Raw genomic sequence first — 18,700 nt, 5'->3', positions numbered from 1 at the left:
AACTTTTTCTGAAAGTTTTCTTAAGTTTAGTTTCAATTAAGTTAAATTTAACAAAAGTTTTAGAAACCCCCTCTAGAATTGTAGACAAGCAAGTTCACCTTGTTTAAAAATAGTATAACTGAAAGCAAGAGGAGAAAGACTTATGAAACCATTAGAAACAACTTTCAAACGGATTGAAACCAAATATATTGTCTCCAAAGATAAAATAGACAAACTCATCCAAGATTTAAAAGAATATTTAGTAGAAGACGACTATCCAATTTCAACTATTTCAAATATCTACTTTGATACGGAAGATTTTGATGTGCTCCAAGATGATGATTTTGGAAATAATCGAAAAGAAAAGGTTCGGATGCGGACCTATCTCAGTCAACCCAAAGCAGATAGTCAAGTATTTTTAGAAATCAAAACCAAGGATCAAGAAGGAGTTGGTCGCAAATTTAGACTACTCTCAACTCCTATTTCTATTCTTAATTTTATGACAAAAGGGCACCTGGATGCTAGCATTACTGATACAGTCGTCATTGAAAAAGTGAAAAAACTTCATCAGGATTACAAGCAGGCTATCCAGCCTCGTATGTACATCTACTACGATCGTTATTCATTAAAAGAAAAAAAATACATCGAGGGCTACGACTATAATAAAATTCGTATCACAATTGACCAAAATCTAGTCTATAGAGATGAAAATGTCAGTCTTTTCGCTGGAAACCATGGAGATGCTTTACTAGATGACAATACTGTAATTATGGAGATTAAGGCTCCTGGAAACAAACCCCAGTGGTTACAAAACATCCTAGACAAGTATGGTTTGATGGAGCACAAATTTTCAAAATACAGTTGTGCTTACCACAAATCTCAAGGGCTTCCTTATACACCACGTCCCAGTATAGAAAGCGCAGGTACTGCTTATGCTTAATCTATTTAATTCAATTTTCAACAATGCCACTGCAAGTGCTGATCCCTTCCAACTACTGCTGGCACTTCTAGTCAGTCTAGTCCTCGGTTTGGCACTTACTTGGACCTACAAATATCGGACCCTCTACACCAGAGAATTTGCTATCAGCTTGACTCTGCTTCCCTGCCTTATGACCTTAGTTATTTTTCTGGTCAATGGAAGCTTGGGAACTTCAATTGCTGTAGCCGGAACCTTTAGTTTGATTCGTTTCCGTTCTGCAACTAGTGGTTCAAGAGAACTGATTGCAATTTTCCTAGCCATGATTATCGGTTTGGCTTGTGGAACAGGCTATCTCTTCCTAGCAATTCTCTTCACGCTCTTTATCTTGGGCGTTTGGTTCCTTTTGGAAAATCAACAAGTCAAAACTGACAATCAACGTCGTAGACTTTTGACAATCACGGTAGCTAATCAGGAGAAGGTACAGGAAGCTATCCAATCAGCTCTTGACCAATTCTGTTCAGAAATTGACATGATTACGATCAATAGCACAAATGCAGGGGACAACCTTAGCATTGTCTATGAAGTCGAGCTAAAAACAGAGGCAGACGATTTCCAAGTGACTAGTTACCTCACACAAAATATTGATCAGTGCGATGTGGCATTGACTAAAAAAGCTAAAAAGAGAAAAAATCTCTAAAGACGAAAAACGAGGCTGGGATAAAAATTCCGACCTCGTTTTTTGCTAGCAATAAGTTTTTGATACTGGGATTGGTTAGGCTTTTCGATTCCAAAGAGCTCTTATGAAAAAGACTTCACTTTCTCTTTCTACAACCATTAATTTCCTTTAACTGGAATCTCTTTGATAACTCGTGCTGGATTTCCTGCTAGAACTACATTATCACCAAAGGATTTTGTAATAACCGCTCCTGCTCCTGCAACGACATTATCCCCTAAAGTAACACCCGGTAGGACAATGACACCACCACCTGCCCAAAAGTTCTTACCAATCGTGATGGGTTTGCCAAATTCTAGTCCTGAGTTTCGTTCGTCGGGGTCCAGTGGGTGAAGGGGTGTTAAAAACTGACAATTAGGACCAATCATAGCATTGTCACCGATGGTTATAGGACAAACATCTAGCATAGTTAAATTCCAATTGGAATAGAAATTTTCTCCCAGATGAATATTGACCCCGTAATCTACCATCAAGCGAGTGTTGATGTAGAGATTTTCACCAGTAGAGCCAAACCATCCTTTGATGATTTCCATACCTTTTACTGGATCAACTTCTTCATTAAAAGCAGCTTGCTTTTGTCGCGCTGTTTGTGCTAGAGAACGGAGTTCTGGGTCGAATGGGTGATAGGGTTCCCCCACAATCATTTTTTGGTATTCAGTTTTCATATCTTGATGTCCTTGCTTTTTTAGATGATTGTAGCATAGTATTGTATCTCGAGCAAGTTAAAATAAGTCGCTCTTTATGAATTGAAAATGTGAGTAGAACGCAAACCTAACATTAAATACAAAAAGCGAGCAAAGCTAGTTTTCTGACAATCAGAATTCTGCCTTGTTCGCTTTTTTATCTAGTGGATCCTTCTTAAGAATCTATAGTGAATGATTAATCTTTTCATCTCAGATCTTAAGTAACACCTACTTATTCGCTTACTTCAACAGTTTCAACGACTTCTTCTACAGTCGTATCTACTGAAGTTTCTTCTTGAGAAGATGCTAGGTAAGACTCTTCATTGATAGCTTGTGGTTCAAGGTTACGGTAACGTGCCATACCTGTACCAGCTGGGATAATCTTACCGATGATAACATTTTCCTTAAGTCCAAGGAGATGGTCTTTCTTACCGCGGATAGCCGCATCTGTAAGGACACGAGTTGTTTCCTGGAAGGAAGCCGCTGACAAGAAACTATTTGTTTCAAGTGAGGCTTTGGTGATTCCCATAAGGACTGGACGACCTGTCGCTGGTACTCCACCTGCGATGAGAACATCCTTGTTAGCATCTGTAAAGTCGTTGATGTCCATAAGAGTTCCCATGAGAAGATCTGTATCCCCTGGATCCATAACACGAACTTTACGGATCATTTGACGAACCATTACCTCAATGTGTTTGTCTCCGATTTCTACCCCTTGGCTACGGTAAACTTTTTGTACTTCACCGAGAAGGTAGGTTTCAACTGACAAGACATCACGTACAGCAAGGAGACGTTTTGGTTGGATAGAACCTTCTGTCAATGCTGCACCACGAGAAACTTGGTCTCCAACTTCGACACGCATACGAGCTGTAAATGGTACCACGTATTCGCCTTCTCCAGTTTCACCTTTAACGAAGACTTTCTTAGTACGAGTTGAAGCATCTTCTTCGATAGCAGTAACTTGTCCTTTGACTTCTGTGATAACCGCTTCCCCTTTAGGATTGCGGGCTTCAAAGATTTCTTGGACACGAGGAAGACCCTGAGTGATATCGGTATTTGAGGCAACCCCACCCGTGTGGAAGGTACGCATTGTAAGCTGTGTACCAGGTTCCCCGATAGATTGGGCAGCGATTGTACCAACTGCTTCACCAACTTCAACCGCATCACCAGTCGCCAAGTTGATACCATAACAGTGACGGCAAACACCATGACGAGTGTTACATGTAAATACTGAGCGGATAGTTACTTCTTCAACACCAGCATTAACAATTTCACGCGCCTTGTCTTCTGTGATCAATTCATTTGGACCAATGATAACTGCACCAGTTTCTGGGTGTTTAACAGTTTTCTTAGTGTAACGACCATTGAGACGTTCTTCAAGAGACTCAATCATCTCTTTACCTTCAGTGATAGAACGGATCAAGAGACCACGGTCTGTTCCACAGTCGTCTTCACGGATAATCACGTCTTGGGCAACGTCAACCAAACGACGAGTCAAGTAACCTGAGTCGGCTGTCTTAAGGGCCGTATCGGTCATACCTTTACGAGCACCGTGAGTTGAGAAGAACATTTCGAGTACTGACAAACCTTCGCGGAAGTTTGAAAGGATTGGCAATTCCATGATACGTCCGTTCGGAGCAGCCATCAGACCACGCATACCGGCAAGCTGTGAGAAGTTTGAGATGTTACCACGGGCTCCAGAGTCCATCATCATAACGATTGGGTTCTTAGGATCTTGGTTGGCAATCAAGCGTTTCTCAAGTTTTTCACGGGCAGCACGCCATTCAGCTGTTACAGCATTGTAGCGCTCGTCGTCCGTAATCATACCACGACGGAATTGTTTTGTGATTTGTTCTACACGTTTGTGTGATTCTTCAATGATTTCAGCCTTGTCATCAACGACTGGGATATCGGCAATACCCACTGTCAATCCTGCAAGAGTTGAGTGGTGGTAACCGAGGTTCTTCATGCGGTCAAGTAGGGCAGAAGTTTCTGTCGTACGGAAACGTTTGAAGATTTCAGCGATGATATTTCCAAGGTTTTTCTTCTTGAATGGAGGGTTAAGTTCAAGATTGCTGATTGCTTCCTTGATATCTCCACCAAGTGGCAAGAAGTATTTAGCTGGAACGCCTTCTGTTAAGTTGGCATTGTTTGGTTCTTGCAAGTATGGTAGACCCTCTGGCATGATGTCGTTGAAGAGGATTTTACCAACTGTTGTAAGCAAGACCTTGTGTTTTTGCTCTTCTGTCCAAGGCTTGTTGAGGCTGTCTGTTGCGATACCAACACGTGAGTGAAGGTGAACATAACCATTACGGTAAGCCATAACCGCTTCGTCACGGTCTTTGAAGACCATTCCTTCACCTTCACGACCAGCTTCTTCCATGGTCAAGTAGTAGTTACCCAAAACCATGTCCTGAGATGGAGTAACAACTGGTTTACCATCTTTCGGGTTCAAGATGTGCTCAGCAGCTAGCATCAAGATACGAGCTTCTGCTTGGGCTTCTTCTGAAAGCGGTACGTGGATGGCCATTTGGTCCCCGTCAAAGTCGGCATTGTAGGCTTCACAGACAAGTGGATGCAAGCGAAGGGCCTTACCATCAATCAAGACTGGCTCGAAGGCTTGGATACCCAAACGGTGAAGGGTCGGTGCGCGGTTCAAAAGCACTGGGTGTTCTTTGATCACTTCTTCAAGAATATCCCAGATACGCTCATCTCCGCGTTCCACCAAGCGTTTAGCCGCTTTGACGTTTTGCACGATATCACGGGCAACGATTTCACGCATCACGAATGGTTTAAAGAGCTCGATCGCCATTTCACGTGGCACACCACATTGGTACATCTTAAGAGTTGGACCAACGGCGATAACGGAACGTCCTGAAAAGTCAACACGTTTACCGAGCAAGTTTTGACGGAAGCGTCCTTGTTTACCTTTAAGCATGTGGCTCAATGATTTCAGTGGACGGCTACCTGGTCCTGTAATTGGACGACCACGACGACCATTGTCAATCAAAGCGTCAACCGCTTCTTGAAGCATACGCTTCTCATTTTGAACGATGATACCTGGTGCGTTCAACTCAAGCAAACGAGCCAAACGGTTGTTACGGTTGATAACACGACGGTAAAGGTCGTTCAAGTCAGATGAGGCAAAACGGCCACCATCCAACTGCAACATTGGACGAAGATCTGGTGGAATAACCGGAAGGATGTTAAGAATCATCCATTCAGGTTTGTTTCCAGACTTGTAAAAGGCATCCAAAACATCCAAACGACGGATGGCTTTGATACGTTTTTGTCCAGTTGCTGTCTTCAATTCTTCTTTGAGTTCAGCAATTTCTTTTTCAAGATCTACTTGTTTCAAGAGGTCTTGGATAGCTTCGGCACCCATTTTAGCAACAAATGATCCGTAGCCATATTCACGCAAGCGCTCACGGTATTCACGCTCTGTCATGATAGATTTGTGTTCGAGTGGTGTATCCTTCGGATCGATCACCACATAAGCTGCAAAGTAGATAACTTCCTCAAGTGCACGAGGACTCATATCAAGGGTCAAGCCCATACGGCTTGGAATCCCCTTGAAATACCAGATATGAGATACAGGAGCTTTCAACTCGATGTGTCCCATACGTTCACGACGAACTTTTGTACGCGTTACTTCAACACCACAACGGTCACAAACAATTCCTCTGTAACGAATGCGTTTGTACTTACCACAAGCACATTCCCAGTCTTTTGTAGGACCAAAGATGACTTCGTCAAATAGTCCTTCACGTTCTGGTTTCAACGTACGGTAATTGATTGTTTCAGGTTTTTTGACTTCTCCATAAGACCATGAACGGACTTTGCTTGGAGAAGCTAGTGTGATTTGCATACTTTTAAAACGATTTACGTCAACCACTATTTCTTCCCTTTCTATTCTAAGTGAGCTACTTATTCTTGTTCAGTAGCTTCTTCTGTTGCTTCCGCTTTTGCACCTTCTTCAGCTTCAAAAGCAGCTTTTGCTTCTTCAGCAGCTTTTTTACGTGCTTTTTCAAGGTCATCTACGTGGATGACATCTTCGTCCATGCCCTCGTCAAGATCACGAAGTTCAACTTCTTGATCATCTTCGTCAAGAACACGCATGTCAAGACCAAGTGATTGCAATTCTTTAACAAGAACTCGGAAGGATTCTGGAACACCTGGTTTTGGAATTGGTTTTCCTTTTGTAATAGCTTCATAGGCTTTCAAACGTCCATTGATGTCGTCAGACTTGTAAGTCAAGATTTCTTGAAGGACATTTGAGGCACCATAGGCTTCAAGAGCCCAAACCTCCATCTCACCGAAACGTTGTCCACCAAACTGAGCTTTACCTCCAAGTGGTTGTTGGGTAACGGTTGAGTAAGGTCCGACTGAACGCGCGTGCAATTTATCGTCAACCATGTGGTGGAGTTTGATCATGTACATGACTCCGACAGAAACACGGTTATCAAACGGTTCCCCAGTACGTCCATCGTAAAGGATCGTTTTGGCATCGCTATCCATACCAGCTTCTCTAACAGTTGACCAAAGGTCTTCAGAACTTGCTCCGTCAAAGACTGGTGTTGCAATGTGAATACCAAGAGTACGAGCAGCCATACCAAGGTGAAGCTCCATAACCTGACCGATATTCATACGTGATGGCACCCCAAGTGGGTTCAACATGATATCGACTGGAGTTCCATCTGGGAGGTAAGGCATGTCTTCTACAGGAACGATACGAGAGACAACCCCTTTATTTCCGTGACGTCCGGCCATCTTATCTCCGACCTTGATCTTACGTTTTTGAGCGATGTAGACGCGAACCAGCATATTAACACCTGATTGCAATTCATCTCCATTGGCACGTGTAAAGATTTTAACATCACGAACGACACCATCGGCACCGTGTGGTACACGAAGAGAAGTATCACGCACTTCACGAGATTTATCTCCGAAGATAGCATGCAAGAGACGTTCTTCAGCTGAAAGGTCTTTCTCACCCTTAGGCGTTACTTTACCTACAAGGATGTCCCCTTCTTTAACCTCAGCACCGATACGGATAATCCCCATTTCGTCAAGGTCTTTAAGAGCATCTTCACCAACGTTTGGAATTTCACGAGTGATTTCTTCAGGTCCAAGCTTTGTATCGCGTGTTTCTGATTCATATTCTTCAAGGTGGACAGATGTATAAACATCGTCTTTAACCAAGCGTTCGCTCATGATAACGGCATCCTCGAAGTTGTAACCTTCCCATGTCATGTAGGCAACGATTGGGTTTTGTCCAAGCGCCATTTCCCCATTTTCCATAGAAGGTCCGTCAGCGATAAAATCACCTTTTTCTACAAGATCACCAACTCGAACAAGGGTACGTTGGTTGTAGGCAGTACCAGAGTTTGAACGACGGAATTTTTGAATATGGTAAACATCCAATGAACCATCTTCACGACGAACTTCTACCTTGTCCGCATCCGCATAGGTAACCTTACCACCATGTTGTGCAATCACTGCAGCTCCTGAGTCATGGGCTGCTTGGTATTCCATACCAGTACCAACGTAAGGTGCTTTTGGATTGATCAAAGGAACAGCCTGACGTTGCATGTTGGCACCCATGAGGGCACGGTTGGAGTCGTCGTTTTCCAAGAAGGGAATACATGCTGTCGCAACGGCAACTACCTGCTTAGGTGATACGTCCATATAATCTACAACGCTAGCTGGGTACTCTTGGTTGACCCCTTGATGACGTCCCATAACGGTTTTCTCAGCAAAGGTGCCATCTTCGTTAAGGCGTGAGTTGGCCTGCGCTACAGTAAATTCATCCTCTTCATCGGCAGTCAACCAAACGATTTCGTTAGTTACTTTGCCTGTTTCACGGTCAACCTTACGATATGGTGTTTGAACAAAACCATATTTGTTCAAGTGTCCGTATGAAGACAAGTTGTTGATCAAACCGATGTTAGGTCCTTCAGGTGTCTCGATTGGACACATACGACCATAGTGAGTGTAGTGCACGTCACGCACTTCATATCCAGCACGGTCACGTGTCAAACCACCAGGTCCTAAGGCTGACAAACGGCGTTTGTGAGACAACTCAGAAAGTGGGTTGTGTTGGTCCATGAACTGTGACAACTGTGATGAACCAAAGAATTCTTTAACCGCAGCTGTTACAGGACGGATGTTGATAATTTGTTGTGGTGTTAAGACTTCATTGTCCTGAACAGACATACGTTCACGGACATTACGTTCCATACGAGAAAGTCCTAGACGTACTTGGTTAGCAAGCAATTCACCAACAGCACGGATACGACGATTCCCAAGGTGGTCGATATCATCCACACGACCAATACCTTCTGCTAAGTTGAGGAAGTAGCTCATCTCAGCCAAGATATCTGCAGGCGTTACGATACGAACCTTGTCATCTGGATTTGCATTACCGATGATAGTTACAACACGGTCTGGATCAGTTGGTGCAACAACCTTGAATTTTTGAAGAACAACTGGCTCTGTTACTACAGCAGCATCATTTGGAATGTAGACAATCTTGTTCAAATCACCATCCAAATGGCTTTCAATGCTTTCAATCACGCTACGAGTCATGATTGTTCCAGCTTCTACCAAGATTTCACCTGTTTCAGGGTCTACCAATGGCTCAGCAATTGTTTGGTTAAGCAAACGTGTTTTAACATTGAGTTTTTTATTGATCTTGTAACGACCAACTGCAGCCAAGTCATAACGACGTGGGTCAAAGAAACGAGCTACAAGCAAGCTACGTGAGCTTTCAGCAGTCTTAGGCTCACCTGGACGAAGGCGTTCGTAAATTTCCTTCAAAGCTTCGTCTGTACGAGAGTCCATTGGGTTCTTGTGAATATCTTTTTCAACAGTGTTACGAACAAGATCGCTGTCACCAAAGATATCAAAGATTTCATCATCGCCTGAGAAACCAAGCGCACGAACCAAGGTCGTAAATGGAATCTTACGAGTACGGTCGATACGAGTATAGGCGATGTCTTTTGAATCACTTTCAAGTTCCAACCAAGCTCCACGGTTAGGGATAACAGTTGAACCGTAACCCACTTTACCATTTTTGTCTACCTTGTCATTAAAGTAAACACCTGGAGAACGCACCAACTGTGATACGATGATACGTTCACCACCGTTGATGATAAAGGTTCCCATCTCAGTCATGATTGGGAAATCACCAAAGAATACTTCCTGTGTCTTGATTTCGCCAGTTTCTTTGTTAATCAAGCGGAAGGTTACAAAGATAGGTGCTGAATAGCTGGCATCGTGGATACGAGCTTCTTCAAGCGTATATTTAGGTTCTTTGATTTCGTAGCCAACAAATTCCAACTCCATTGTGTCTGTGAAGTTTGAAATCGGCAATACATCTTCAAATACTTCCTTCAGACCATGGTCTAGGAAATCTTTGAATGAATCAGTTTGAATTTCAATCAAATTTGGTAAGTCAAGAACTTCTTTGATTCTTGAAAAACTACGACGGGTACGATGTTTCCCGTATTGAACGTCATGTCCTGCCAAGATGATTCTCCTTTTTAAATAAAGTTCCAAGCTTAGTGATCTAAGCTAGTAATTATCGTTAGATGGTTCTAAAAACCCTATCAACTTATCCCCCTCGACTAATTTTCAGAATCTTTAAATCTTTGTTACAAAGGTCAAAAAACCTGAAAAAAAGCACAAAAAGAGCAGCTAAATCCGACTTTTTCAGGAGATTTAACTGCTGTGAGCCTTGTCCGGACAATATTTCAGACAAAACCTACGACAAATGATTATTTATATTATACCCTATTTAGCTAGATTTTTCAAGGTTTTAAAATATTTTTCTCTTCCTCTAATCCGTTAATTATCTACATCTTTCTTTGAAAAATCAAGTCCATATTTAGGAAAACGCTTGCCTTAACTATTCCCTCATGCTATACTGTTATTGAAATTAATAGACAGGAGACATTTTATGAAAACAGCTAAAACCACTGTTACAATCGTTTCTGCACTTGCATCTGTCATCTTATTGACCAGCTGCGCCACAAAATCCACAGAAACACAAACATCCGCTAATAACTCATCTGACAATCAGATTACAATGACTTACGACCAACTACGGTCTAGAGAAAATACCATGTCAACTCTCTGGTATCAAAAAGCGGCCGAAACAAAAGCCTTGTATCTACAAGGTTATAATGTTGCTACAGATCGTCTAAAGGAATTACTGAAAACAGAATCAGACAAGCCTTATTCGATTGTTTTGGACTTGGACGAAACGGTCCTAGATAACAGTCCTTATCAAGTTCAAAATGTCAAAGATGGAACAGCATTCACACCTGAAAATTGGGATGTTTGGGTCCAAAAAGCTGCAGCAAAAGCCGTCCCAGGTGCTAAAGATTTTCTTCAGTTTGCCGATCAAAACGGTGTCCAAATCTACTATATTTCTGACCGTTCAGTCGACCAAGTAGATGCTACCATTAAAAATCTAGAAAGCGAAGGTATTCCTGTACAAGGACGTGATCACCTCATGTTCCTAGAAAGTGGTGTGAAATCCAAAGAAGGTCGTCGACAAGCGGTTCAAGAAAAGACAAATCTTGTGTTACTATTTGGTGATAACCTTGTAGACTTTGCAGAATTTTCTAAGACTTCTGAAGCTGATCGTGACAAACAACTTGAAGAATTGCAAAAAGAATTTGGTGAAAAATTCATCATCTTCCCAAATCCAATGTATGGATCATGGGAAACAGCAGTTTACGGTGGTAATAAACTAGATGCCAAGGGACAAGTAGAAGAACGCGAAAAGGCTTTACAAGGCTTTGACAAGTAATGAAAACTTGGTATTCAATAAGGCCATAAGTACAAAAAGAAGTGCAAAAGCTCTTTAACTGACAAAACTCAAAAAAGCGGACAAGAGAGGATTCTGATAACCAGAAAACTTTCCTGTTCGCTTTTATCATGTGAATCGTATCTTAATGAGCCAGCATTTCTTGGGCGATTTCTTGACCAGATAAGCCATCTGGATAGTAGGTTGCCCAGTTATCCATTTCTTCAAAGAGGGCTTCCTGGCTAGCACCTCCAAAAAAGATATGGAAATGTTCTGCCTTGACTGGAGCGATATTGTGGTCGCTAAACTGAACATACTTAAATTGTCCAGCATCCGCATCTGTCGCTTCAAAGAGATAACGAACTCCTCGATTCCCTTTCTTATAAGTCAAAATTTTCTTGCCGACATACTTGTATGTATATTTCTTACTTTGGTCACCTTGGATGAATTCCATAGTATTATCCGTTATATTAATCTTAGATACATCGGTTTGATAGCCTTTTTGATAGTAGGCTTTGTATTCATCCTTGGTCATTTTACCAGTCAATTTAGCCTTGTAGTCAAAGACTTGATCTAGAGTCCCATTTTCAAGGAAAGGATAAACAGACTGCCAGTTACCAGCATAATCACTCAAGGTGCGATCCTTAACATCTGCATCCTCAAAGTAACCATTTTGAACGGTTTTAGTTTCCTCGGCTTTTTCTGGTTCAATTTCTGCCCCAGCCTGATCAGTTGTTTGCTTGAGGGCCTTGAGATTTTTCTCCATGACAGAGATATAGTTCTCACCGGCCTTCATGTCCTCTTCAGTCAAGCTTTCCAGAGGATTCAGAACGTCTAACTTAACTCCTGTTTCTTTTGAAAGAGTATTAGCTAGAGCTTGTGAAGCATTTTCTTCAAAGTAGATATAAGAAATCTTGTTTTTCTTGATATATTCGGTCAATTCTGCCAAGCGGCTTGCTGAAGGCTCCGCATCTGGGGAAAGACCTGAGATAGAAACTTGATTGAGTCCGTAGTCTAAAGCTAAGTAACGAAAGGCCGCGTGTTGAGTCACAAAACTCTTTTGTTTAGCACTAGAAAGTCCTTCAGTATAGGCCTTATCCAGAGCTTGTAATTTCTCGATATAGGCAGCTGCATTTTGCTCAAAGGTTGCTTTTTTATCAGGATAGTCAGCTGATAAACTGTCACGAATGTGCTCTACAAGCTTAATGGCACGCGCAGGAGACAACCATACGTGAGGATCATACTCGTGATGATGGCCTTCTTCGCCATGGTCATGGTCTTCCTCTTCTTCACTACCTGGAAGAAGCAACATATCTCCAGTAGCCTTGATTGTTTTTACTTTTTTCGCATCTAGTGAATCTAAAAGCTTGGGAACCCATGTTTCCATGTTCTCATTTTCATAAACAAAGGCATCAGCATCTTGGATTTTAGCAACTGCCTTAGGCGATGGTTCATAATCATGTGGTTCTGTCCCTGCCCCAATCAAGAGCTCGACATTGGCTGTATCTCCTGCTACTTGCTTGGTAAATTCGTAGACAGGATAGAAAGTTGTAACGATATTTAATTTCCCGTCTGCTTGTTTTTGATTGGAACAAGCTACCAGGAAAACTGTCACAAGACTTGCCAAAAGTAGGCCTAGTTTTTTCATTTCTTTCTCCTATTTTATAAAACGTTTGAGTAAGCTGACTAACAAAAAGACAACTACAAAGATTATGGTAATACTTGCACTAGGCGGTGTCTCTGCATAGTAGGAAATATAAAGTCCTGCTACCATACCTAGAAAACCAATAACGCTGGCAAGAATCATCACCGAACTAAAGTTTTTCCCTAAACGCAAAGCGATACTAGCTGGTAGGACCATGATAGTCGATACCAAAAGTGCTCCCGCAGCTGGGATCATGAGAGCGATAGCTACACCCGTTACCATGTTAAAGAGGATAGACATGGTACGCACTGGAAGGCCATCTACAAAAGCTGTGTCCTCGTCAAAAGTTAAGATGTACATAGGTCTTAAAAAGAGGAAGGTTAAAACCAATACAATTGCTGCAATGACAAAGAGTCCAATTACCTGTTCTTGACTGATGGTCACAATAGAACCAAACAGATATTGGTCCAAACTCATCGAGCTAGAGCTCTTACCCTTACTCATAACAATGAGTGAAACCGCAAGACCTGTTGACATGAGGATAGCTGTTCCAATCTCCATAAAGCTCTTGTAAACCGTGCGGAGATATTCAAGAAAGACCGCCGCAATCAAGACAATAGCAATAGTCGAGATGGTCGGAGAAATCCCTAAAACCAAACCAAAGGCCACACCTGATAGCGATACGTGACTCAGTGTATCACTCATGAGACTTTGACGACGCAAGATAAGGAAGGTCCCAAGCACTGGTGAGAAGAGACTCATGGCAATAACAGCCAAAAAGGCCCGCTGCATAAAATCATAAGACAATAGATTAAACATGGTCCACCTCCTGATCATTTTCATGGACATTGAAACAACGCCATGGCGAATCTTGGTCACGGACAAGGTGGATATTGCGATCTGCGTAATCCTTGACTTCTTCAGGATCGTGAGTAATCATCAAAACAGCCTTGCCATGATGGTGGGCACTATGGTGCATGAGTTCATAAAATTCATTCTTGGTACCTGCATCCATCCCTGTTGTCGGCTCATCCAAGATAAAGATATCTGGATCTGAAGCAAACATACGTGCAATGACCGCTCTTTGCTTTTGCCCACCAGAGAGAGAGCCAATGCGTTTATCCCGATGTTCCCACATGCCAACTGAGTTTAAACTAGCCTTGATGTGTTCTTCGTCGTGAGCATTCAAACGACGGAACCAGCCCTTTCTTGGGTAGCGACCTGATTTGACAAATTCATAAACGGTACTTGGAAAGCCCGCATTAAAACTGGCGATCTGCTGGGGAAGATAGGCGATTCTTAGCTTTTTCCCATGAATATTTGTCTTTGAGATGGTTACTTTCCCAATTCGTGGTTGAAGAATTCCAAGACTAGCCTTGATTAGCGTTGTCTTGGCTGCTCCATTTTCCCCAGTAAGGGTGACAAATTCCCCACTATCAACACTGTAATTGATATGCTCAAGCACAGGTTCCTTGTCATAATAGAAGGACAAATCCTCTACTGTGATGTATCTCATTACTTGATTTCTCCTACTAAAGCAGTTAAAAACCGCTGGATAATTTTTTGTTCGTTTGGTGTAAACTGAGTGGCAACCTGCTCATAAGTTGAGAGGGTATGTTCATGATGATGGTGGTGTTCCTCAGCAATAGGTCGAGCCAAGTCTGTCAATTGATAGAAGACAACGCGAGCATCCTTAGGGTCCTTAGACGTTTCTAACATTCCCTCCTTAACCAGGGATTTGATAGCCTTTGTAACGGCAGCTTGACTGACATTGAGACGACGCGCCAACTCAGAGTTGGTGAGCGACTCCTCTGATAAAAGCATGAGAATATGCTCCTGGGTATTGGTCAAGGCTACATCACTGGTACAATGACCAATGAGAATTTCATGCTGATTTTCAGCTTTTAGGATAATCTCATTTAAAAATTGATCGATATCTTTTGCCAACTGTCTCATGATTTGCTCCTTTCTCAGAACAGAATTTCTATAAATACAAGGTTTCCACACCATTCCTTTACTAGTTAAGTATATCACATCCAAGCAAGGAGTCAAGAAAAAAGATGAAAACACCTGATATGTTTTCATCTTGTAGAATTATTTTTCTTGTTTACGACTAGTCCAGAGGGCAGTCACTCCAAGAATCATACCCAATAGCATCATGAAAATAGATTGTTCACTACCCGTATTTGGAAGTAATTTTTCTGATACAACTGTCTTGTTAGCAAACTGATCTGCAACCTTATAATCAACTTTTACAGTAGATGTTTGAGCAGGAGTTGTTCCCTGATTTTTCCCTGATGGAGTTGTTTTTGTTGCTGAATCTTGCTCCGATTTAACTGGAGTTGTCTCTTGAGTTTTTCCTGGCTTAGTTGCATCATTTCCTGATTTAGCCGGAGTTGTTCCCTGATTTTTTCCTGGTTGAGTAGGAGTTATTGCTGTATCTTTTTCTGGTTTAGCTGGATCTTGCTCTTTACCTTGATCTTCTGGCAGTTTAAATGTTTTTGAATCCACAGAAATCGTGCGTGAATTTGGATTTACCTTTTCATACTGAGTCAAATCAGCTGTTTTGAGATAGTCTTCAAAGGCAGCATCCATTGAAGGACCTTCTTCTCTAGCACCACCAAGCATGGTATAACCGTCACCACCTGCTGCAAGGAAGTCATTGGTTGCTAGGTAGTAGATTTTCGCCAAATCTAGTTTTTCATAAAGACCAGTTGCACGATTCTTCACTTGAATAGCCAAGACGCGTTTACCTGCGACTAGGTTTGTATCGTAGTAGACCTTGGCTCCTGAAATCTGTAAGAATCCACCACTTGGTTCTAGCAATGGTTGACCATTTTCATCCAAGACAGTTTTTCCTGCCTTATCAACCTGCAAGATAGAGCCGAGAGATTTTTCAAACAAATCCAGAACTTGCTGACCAGTTACTTGAATTTGTGAGATTGTGTTTCCAAATGGCAAGACTGCAATGACATTTCCTTTTGTAATTGGCTTATCTTTGGAAATCGTTTCACGCAAGCCACCACCATTTGTCACAGCGATATCTGTTGGATGACTAAATCCTGTTTGACCATACTGGTAGAGAGAATCCGCTACGACATTTCCAAGGTTTGTCTCGCGGACACGGACATTTTCACGATCACCGTTCAATTCAACTGGGCTATTTGAAACAACTTCTATAGCATTTTCAGCGTCATACTTTTGTTTGATATCCTTGACAAGTTTTTCAATTTTTGGATTAGCTTCCAATTTCTTAGCATCTGCAGCTGCAATGAGTGAAGGATTTCCCAATAATTGGCGAGATTTGTAAGTGATTTTACCAACGTTATGGAGATAGCTTCCTGTCTGGTTGTATGTTACATTGTCACCATAAGTAGTCGATTCTACTGTATGAGAGTGACCATCAATAACAGTGACACGCTTACCTTTCAAAAGAGGATTTTTTGAAAGTGCTTCTGCAAGTGTTGAACCGCGCCATTCTACTGGCGTTGTTGTATCAACTCCCAAGTGAGCAAGGACAACATAGTGTTTGTAGTCTTTGCCTTCTGCCAAGGCTTTAGCTTGAATTTCTTCGATAACCTTGTTAACCTCTGCAATAGGTTCTGTAAAGGTTACACCTTTGACATTTTTAGGGTGGGTCTTGGTAGCTGTTTCAGGCGTTGTCACACCGATAACGACAAATTCATCACCTGCAACATCCTTGTTCTTATCAACAATTGTTGCCGCTTCAAATAGACGAGCGCCATTGACATAAGTGTTTGAGCTGAGCAATGGGAAGTTCAAAATTTCTTTGTATTTTTTAACTTCATCAAGTCCAAAGTCGAACTCATGATTTCCTACAGCCATAGCATCATAACCCATCTCGTTTAAGATTTTGGCACGTGCTTCACCCTTTGTAGAGTTTGAAATCGGTAAACCTTGGAAGGCATCGCCTGCATCTACTACTAGAGTCGTTTGATCGCTCTTTTCTCGCTCCTTCTCAATAACCGTTGCGAGTTTGGCATCTCCGATTACTCCCTTTTCTTCTACAATACGACCATGCACGTCATTAGTATGCAAGATAACAGTATCTGCTTCTTCTTTTTGAGGTGCAGCCTCTTCAACTGGCGTTGCCGGACTTGTAACAACCTCAGGAGTCGCTGTCACTACTGGTGCTTCTGTAGTGCTCACAACTTCTGTAGCTTCTGAAGAACTAGTATTTTCTTCAGCATAGACTTGTCCAGCTAAAAAGGCTGGAGCTAATAGGGCTGTCGATAGCACAGGCAACAAAAAACGTTTATTCATATTGAAATCCCTTTCTCTTCTTTCTTTTACCATTATACGCTATTTAGCATCATTTTTAAACTTTTAACCTTTTTGAAGGTAACCTATCCGACATTTCATAAAAAAAGTCTGAACAAAAAGTTCAAACTCCTTTTCTATATTATTGAAAATCTTGGATATTTCCGTCATAGGTTGCCCAATCTTGACTAAAGAAACGGTCATTCATTTGGTAATCAGGCGCTGTTGTTGGATTGCTCAAAAAAGGATTTACAACCTTATCAAATGCTAACCAGCCTAACCAACCGATATGAATCGTATCCTTAACAAAGTAGGGATCTCCACCGTTTTTTGAAAAGTCAGCGATATTGGTGAAGCCTTGACTTTCCAACTGGTAACGAATTTTTTCAACTGTGTGTTGATACATCTCCTCACTTAACCCGGTATAATCCATCCATTTTTTATTGACAGGTTGAAAGACAAAGAGCACATTGACCTTAGATTTTGCAAATTGATCGAGCACTAACTGCAAATCATTGTACTCAGGTGATTTGAGAAAGTTAAAATTCTTTTGAGATCCTTCCCATTTTTTCAAATCTTTCTTTAATTTAGTATTGTAAAAATGATTATCTACTCCCAAATCATTATTGGTCGTATTTTCTTCTGCATCCTTACGTGCAATATTTTCCAATTCTTCATAAGAAAATTGATCTGGGAGACTACTCAAATATTTCTCAACGTTATCTTTGTACCTTAAGCGTCCACGAATGGAGAATTGTCCAAAAAGAGCTGATTGTTTCTCATTTAATTGCGACGAAATATTAATCATACTTTGGTCGAACTCTGATAATTTTTCTCCTTTAGCTAATTTCTCAACGATGCTCTTCATAGAAACACCAGGATTTTGCTTTAAGAGTCTATTGGCAGCATACTGAGAGGCTGCATCCCCAGATTGATTCTCTAAAAAGGCAGTCAACTGGTCATTGTTAAAATAAGTTTGGAAAATAGTTGGGTCATGATCTTCTTTTGTAAACCACTGTGGAGAAATGACAAATACCGCTTGCTTATTTTCAAGTTCGGATGTAATTTGTTGTATTCCAAAATACTGACTGAGGGTAGCTGCTCCTGCCTGTCCCATAAAGTAAGGACGATAAGAACGGTCATACTTTTCAGCCAGTACTGCTGGATGCATACTATCAAAACGCATCCACTCACTAGATCCAAAAAAAGGCACAAAACGCATATCAGGATCCGTAAGAGCTCTTACTTTTTGACTTCTTTCCTTAAAGCTTTCTGCGCTTATTGAAGCGGCAGAGTATTTTTCCTCCATGAGATTATGACTTGGGCTACTTGGATAGAAACAGATAAGAAGGCACACCAACAAGCCCGCTAGAAAGACAGGCCCGAAAATCAGCCACAAGCGTTTAAGCATTCTTTAACTCCGCAATTCCTGCTACGATTTTATTAGCTGTATTCCAGTCATCACGACCAAATTCTGTAACTGGGACACGAATATCAAAGCGGTTTTCGATTTCCACGATTAATTCAACTGTCCCCATACTATCCAAGACACCTGCATCAAAAAGATCTTCATCCATCATGTCAGAAACATCTTCCATAAACAATTCATCAATAATTTCAATAACTTCTGATTTGATATCCATTT

The 18,700-nt window shown here is 41.5% G+C and carries 13 protein-coding genes; 3 read left to right on the top strand and 10 right to left on the bottom strand.

Annotated features, from left to right (window positions below; all coding sequences use genetic code 11):
• Positions 1 to 142: 142 nt before the first annotated feature.
• Entirely contained in the window at positions 143 to 919 is a 777-nt protein-coding gene (locus TZ96_RS01610; RefSeq protein WP_045762620.1) for a polyphosphate polymerase domain-containing protein, read from the top strand.
• Positions 912 to 1,595: a DUF4956 domain-containing protein gene (locus tag TZ96_RS01605; protein WP_045762619.1), complete on the top strand. Its 684-nt coding sequence runs from the start codon at positions 912 to 914 to the stop codon at positions 1,593 to 1,595. Before TZ96_RS01610 ends, TZ96_RS01605 begins: the two co-directional genes overlap by 8 nt.
• Before the next feature lie 137 nt (positions 1,596 to 1,732).
• Here the strand turns inward: TZ96_RS01605 and TZ96_RS01600 are convergent, their stop codons facing one another.
• The 3 genes from TZ96_RS01600 to TZ96_RS01590 form a co-directional block, all read right to left on the bottom strand.
• Positions 1,733 to 2,296, bottom strand: coding sequence for a sugar O-acetyltransferase (locus TZ96_RS01600; RefSeq protein ID WP_045762618.1), 564 nt, complete (start codon positions 2,294 to 2,296; stop codon positions 1,733 to 1,735).
• 250 nt (positions 2,297 to 2,546) lie between these two features.
• Positions 2,547 to 6,209 carry a DNA-directed RNA polymerase subunit beta' gene (gene rpoC / locus TZ96_RS01595; protein ID WP_045762617.1) on the bottom strand — a complete coding sequence of 1,221 codons (3,663 nt, stop codon included), beginning with the start codon at positions 6,207 to 6,209 and terminating at the stop codon, positions 2,547 to 2,549.
• A gap of 32 nt (positions 6,210 to 6,241) precedes the next feature.
• On the bottom strand, positions 6,242 to 9,844 hold the full coding sequence (locus tag TZ96_RS01590) for a DNA-directed RNA polymerase subunit beta (RefSeq protein WP_045762616.1): 3,603 nt from the start codon (positions 9,842 to 9,844) through the stop codon (positions 6,242 to 6,244).
• A 430-nt stretch (positions 9,845 to 10,274) separates the two neighbouring features.
• Here TZ96_RS01590 and TZ96_RS01585 point away from each other — a divergent pair, with 430 nt between their 5' ends.
• A complete protein-coding gene (locus tag TZ96_RS01585) occupies positions 10,275 to 11,132 on the top strand; it encodes a 5'-nucleotidase, lipoprotein e(P4) family (protein ID WP_045762615.1) in 858 nt (285 codons plus the stop codon).
• 142 nt (positions 11,133 to 11,274) lie between these two features.
• Here TZ96_RS01585 and TZ96_RS01580 read toward each other — a convergent pair whose 3' ends face one another.
• The 7 genes from TZ96_RS01580 to dltC form a co-directional block, all read right to left on the bottom strand.
• Positions 11,275 to 12,777 (bottom strand): zinc ABC transporter substrate-binding protein AdcA, encoded by a 1,503-nt coding sequence (locus tag TZ96_RS01580; protein WP_045762614.1) that lies wholly within the window; start codon positions 12,775 to 12,777, stop codon positions 11,275 to 11,277.
• Positions 12,778 to 12,786: 9 nt separating this feature from the next.
• Positions 12,787 to 13,593 carry a metal ABC transporter permease gene (locus TZ96_RS01575; RefSeq protein WP_045762613.1) on the bottom strand — a complete coding sequence of 269 codons (807 nt, stop codon included), beginning with the start codon at positions 13,591 to 13,593 and terminating at the stop codon, positions 12,787 to 12,789.
• On the bottom strand, positions 13,586 to 14,290 hold the full coding sequence (locus TZ96_RS01570; RefSeq protein WP_045762612.1) for a metal ABC transporter ATP-binding protein: 705 nt from the start codon (positions 14,288 to 14,290) through the stop codon (positions 13,586 to 13,588). The genes TZ96_RS01575 and TZ96_RS01570 overlap by 8 nt, the downstream gene beginning before the upstream one ends.
• On the bottom strand, positions 14,290 to 14,730 hold the full coding sequence (adcR, locus tag TZ96_RS01565) for a zinc-dependent transcriptional regulator AdcR (protein ID WP_001249315.1): 441 nt from the start codon (positions 14,728 to 14,730) through the stop codon (positions 14,290 to 14,292). Before adcR ends, TZ96_RS01570 begins: the two co-directional genes overlap by 1 nt.
• A gap of 138 nt (positions 14,731 to 14,868) precedes the next feature.
• On the bottom strand, positions 14,869 to 17,058 hold the full coding sequence (gene nt5e, locus TZ96_RS01560; RefSeq protein ID WP_045762611.1) for a cell surface ecto-5'-nucleotidase Nt5e: 2,190 nt from the start codon (positions 17,056 to 17,058) through the stop codon (positions 14,869 to 14,871).
• Positions 17,059 to 17,197: 139 nt separating this feature from the next.
• Complete coding sequence (dltD, locus tag TZ96_RS01555; RefSeq protein ID WP_045762610.1) at positions 17,198 to 18,466, bottom strand: D-alanyl-lipoteichoic acid biosynthesis protein DltD; 1,269 nt, start codon at positions 18,464 to 18,466, stop codon at positions 17,198 to 17,200.
• The gene (gene dltC, locus TZ96_RS01550; RefSeq protein ID WP_036757952.1) at positions 18,459 to 18,698 is read right to left on the bottom strand and encodes a D-alanine--poly(phosphoribitol) ligase subunit DltC; all 240 of its coding nucleotides are present in this window, start codon (positions 18,696 to 18,698) and stop codon (positions 18,459 to 18,461) included. The genes dltD and dltC overlap by 8 nt, the downstream gene beginning before the upstream one ends.
• Positions 18,699 to 18,700 lie beyond the last annotated feature (2 nt).

The organism is Streptococcus infantis, from assembly GCF_000963255.1.
Lineage (GTDB): Bacteria > Bacillota > Bacilli > Lactobacillales > Streptococcaceae > Streptococcus > Streptococcus nidrosiense.
Note: the sequence above shows the minus strand (reverse complement) of the source record. Positions and strands in the feature narration are given on the sequence as shown.

What these genes read in the sequence shown, in the direction of transcription:
- TZ96_RS01605 (WP_045762619.1), top strand. Translation starts at nt 912, where the DNA reads ATGCTTAATCTATTTAATTCAATTTTCAACAATGCCACTGCAAGTGCT.
- nt5e (WP_045762611.1), bottom strand. Translation starts at nt 17,058, where the DNA reads ATGAATAAACGTTTTTTGTTGCCTGTGCTATCGACAGCCCTATTAGCT.
- dltD (WP_045762610.1), bottom strand. Translation starts at nt 18,466, where the DNA reads ATGCTTAAACGCTTGTGGCTGATTTTCGGGCCTGTCTTTCTAGCGGGC.
- TZ96_RS01570 (WP_045762612.1), bottom strand. Translation starts at nt 14,290, where the DNA reads ATGAGATACATCACAGTAGAGGATTTGTCCTTCTATTATGACAAGGAA.
- TZ96_RS01585 (WP_045762615.1), top strand. Translation starts at nt 10,275, where the DNA reads ATGAAAACAGCTAAAACCACTGTTACAATCGTTTCTGCACTTGCATCT.
- TZ96_RS01600 (WP_045762618.1), bottom strand. Translation starts at nt 2,296, where the DNA reads ATGAAAACTGAATACCAAAAAATGATTGTGGGGGAACCCTATCACCCA.
- TZ96_RS01610 (WP_045762620.1), top strand. Translation starts at nt 143, where the DNA reads ATGAAACCATTAGAAACAACTTTCAAACGGATTGAAACCAAATATATT.
- TZ96_RS01575 (WP_045762613.1), bottom strand. Translation starts at nt 13,593, where the DNA reads ATGTTTAATCTATTGTCTTATGATTTTATGCAGCGGGCCTTTTTGGCT.
- adcR (WP_001249315.1), bottom strand. Translation starts at nt 14,730, where the DNA reads ATGAGACAGTTGGCAAAAGATATCGATCAATTTTTAAATGAGATTATC.
- dltC (WP_036757952.1), bottom strand. Translation starts at nt 18,698, where the DNA reads ATGGATATCAAATCAGAAGTTATTGAAATTATTGATGAATTGTTTATG.
- TZ96_RS01580 (WP_045762614.1), bottom strand. Translation starts at nt 12,777, where the DNA reads ATGAAAAAACTAGGCCTACTTTTGGCAAGTCTTGTGACAGTTTTCCTG.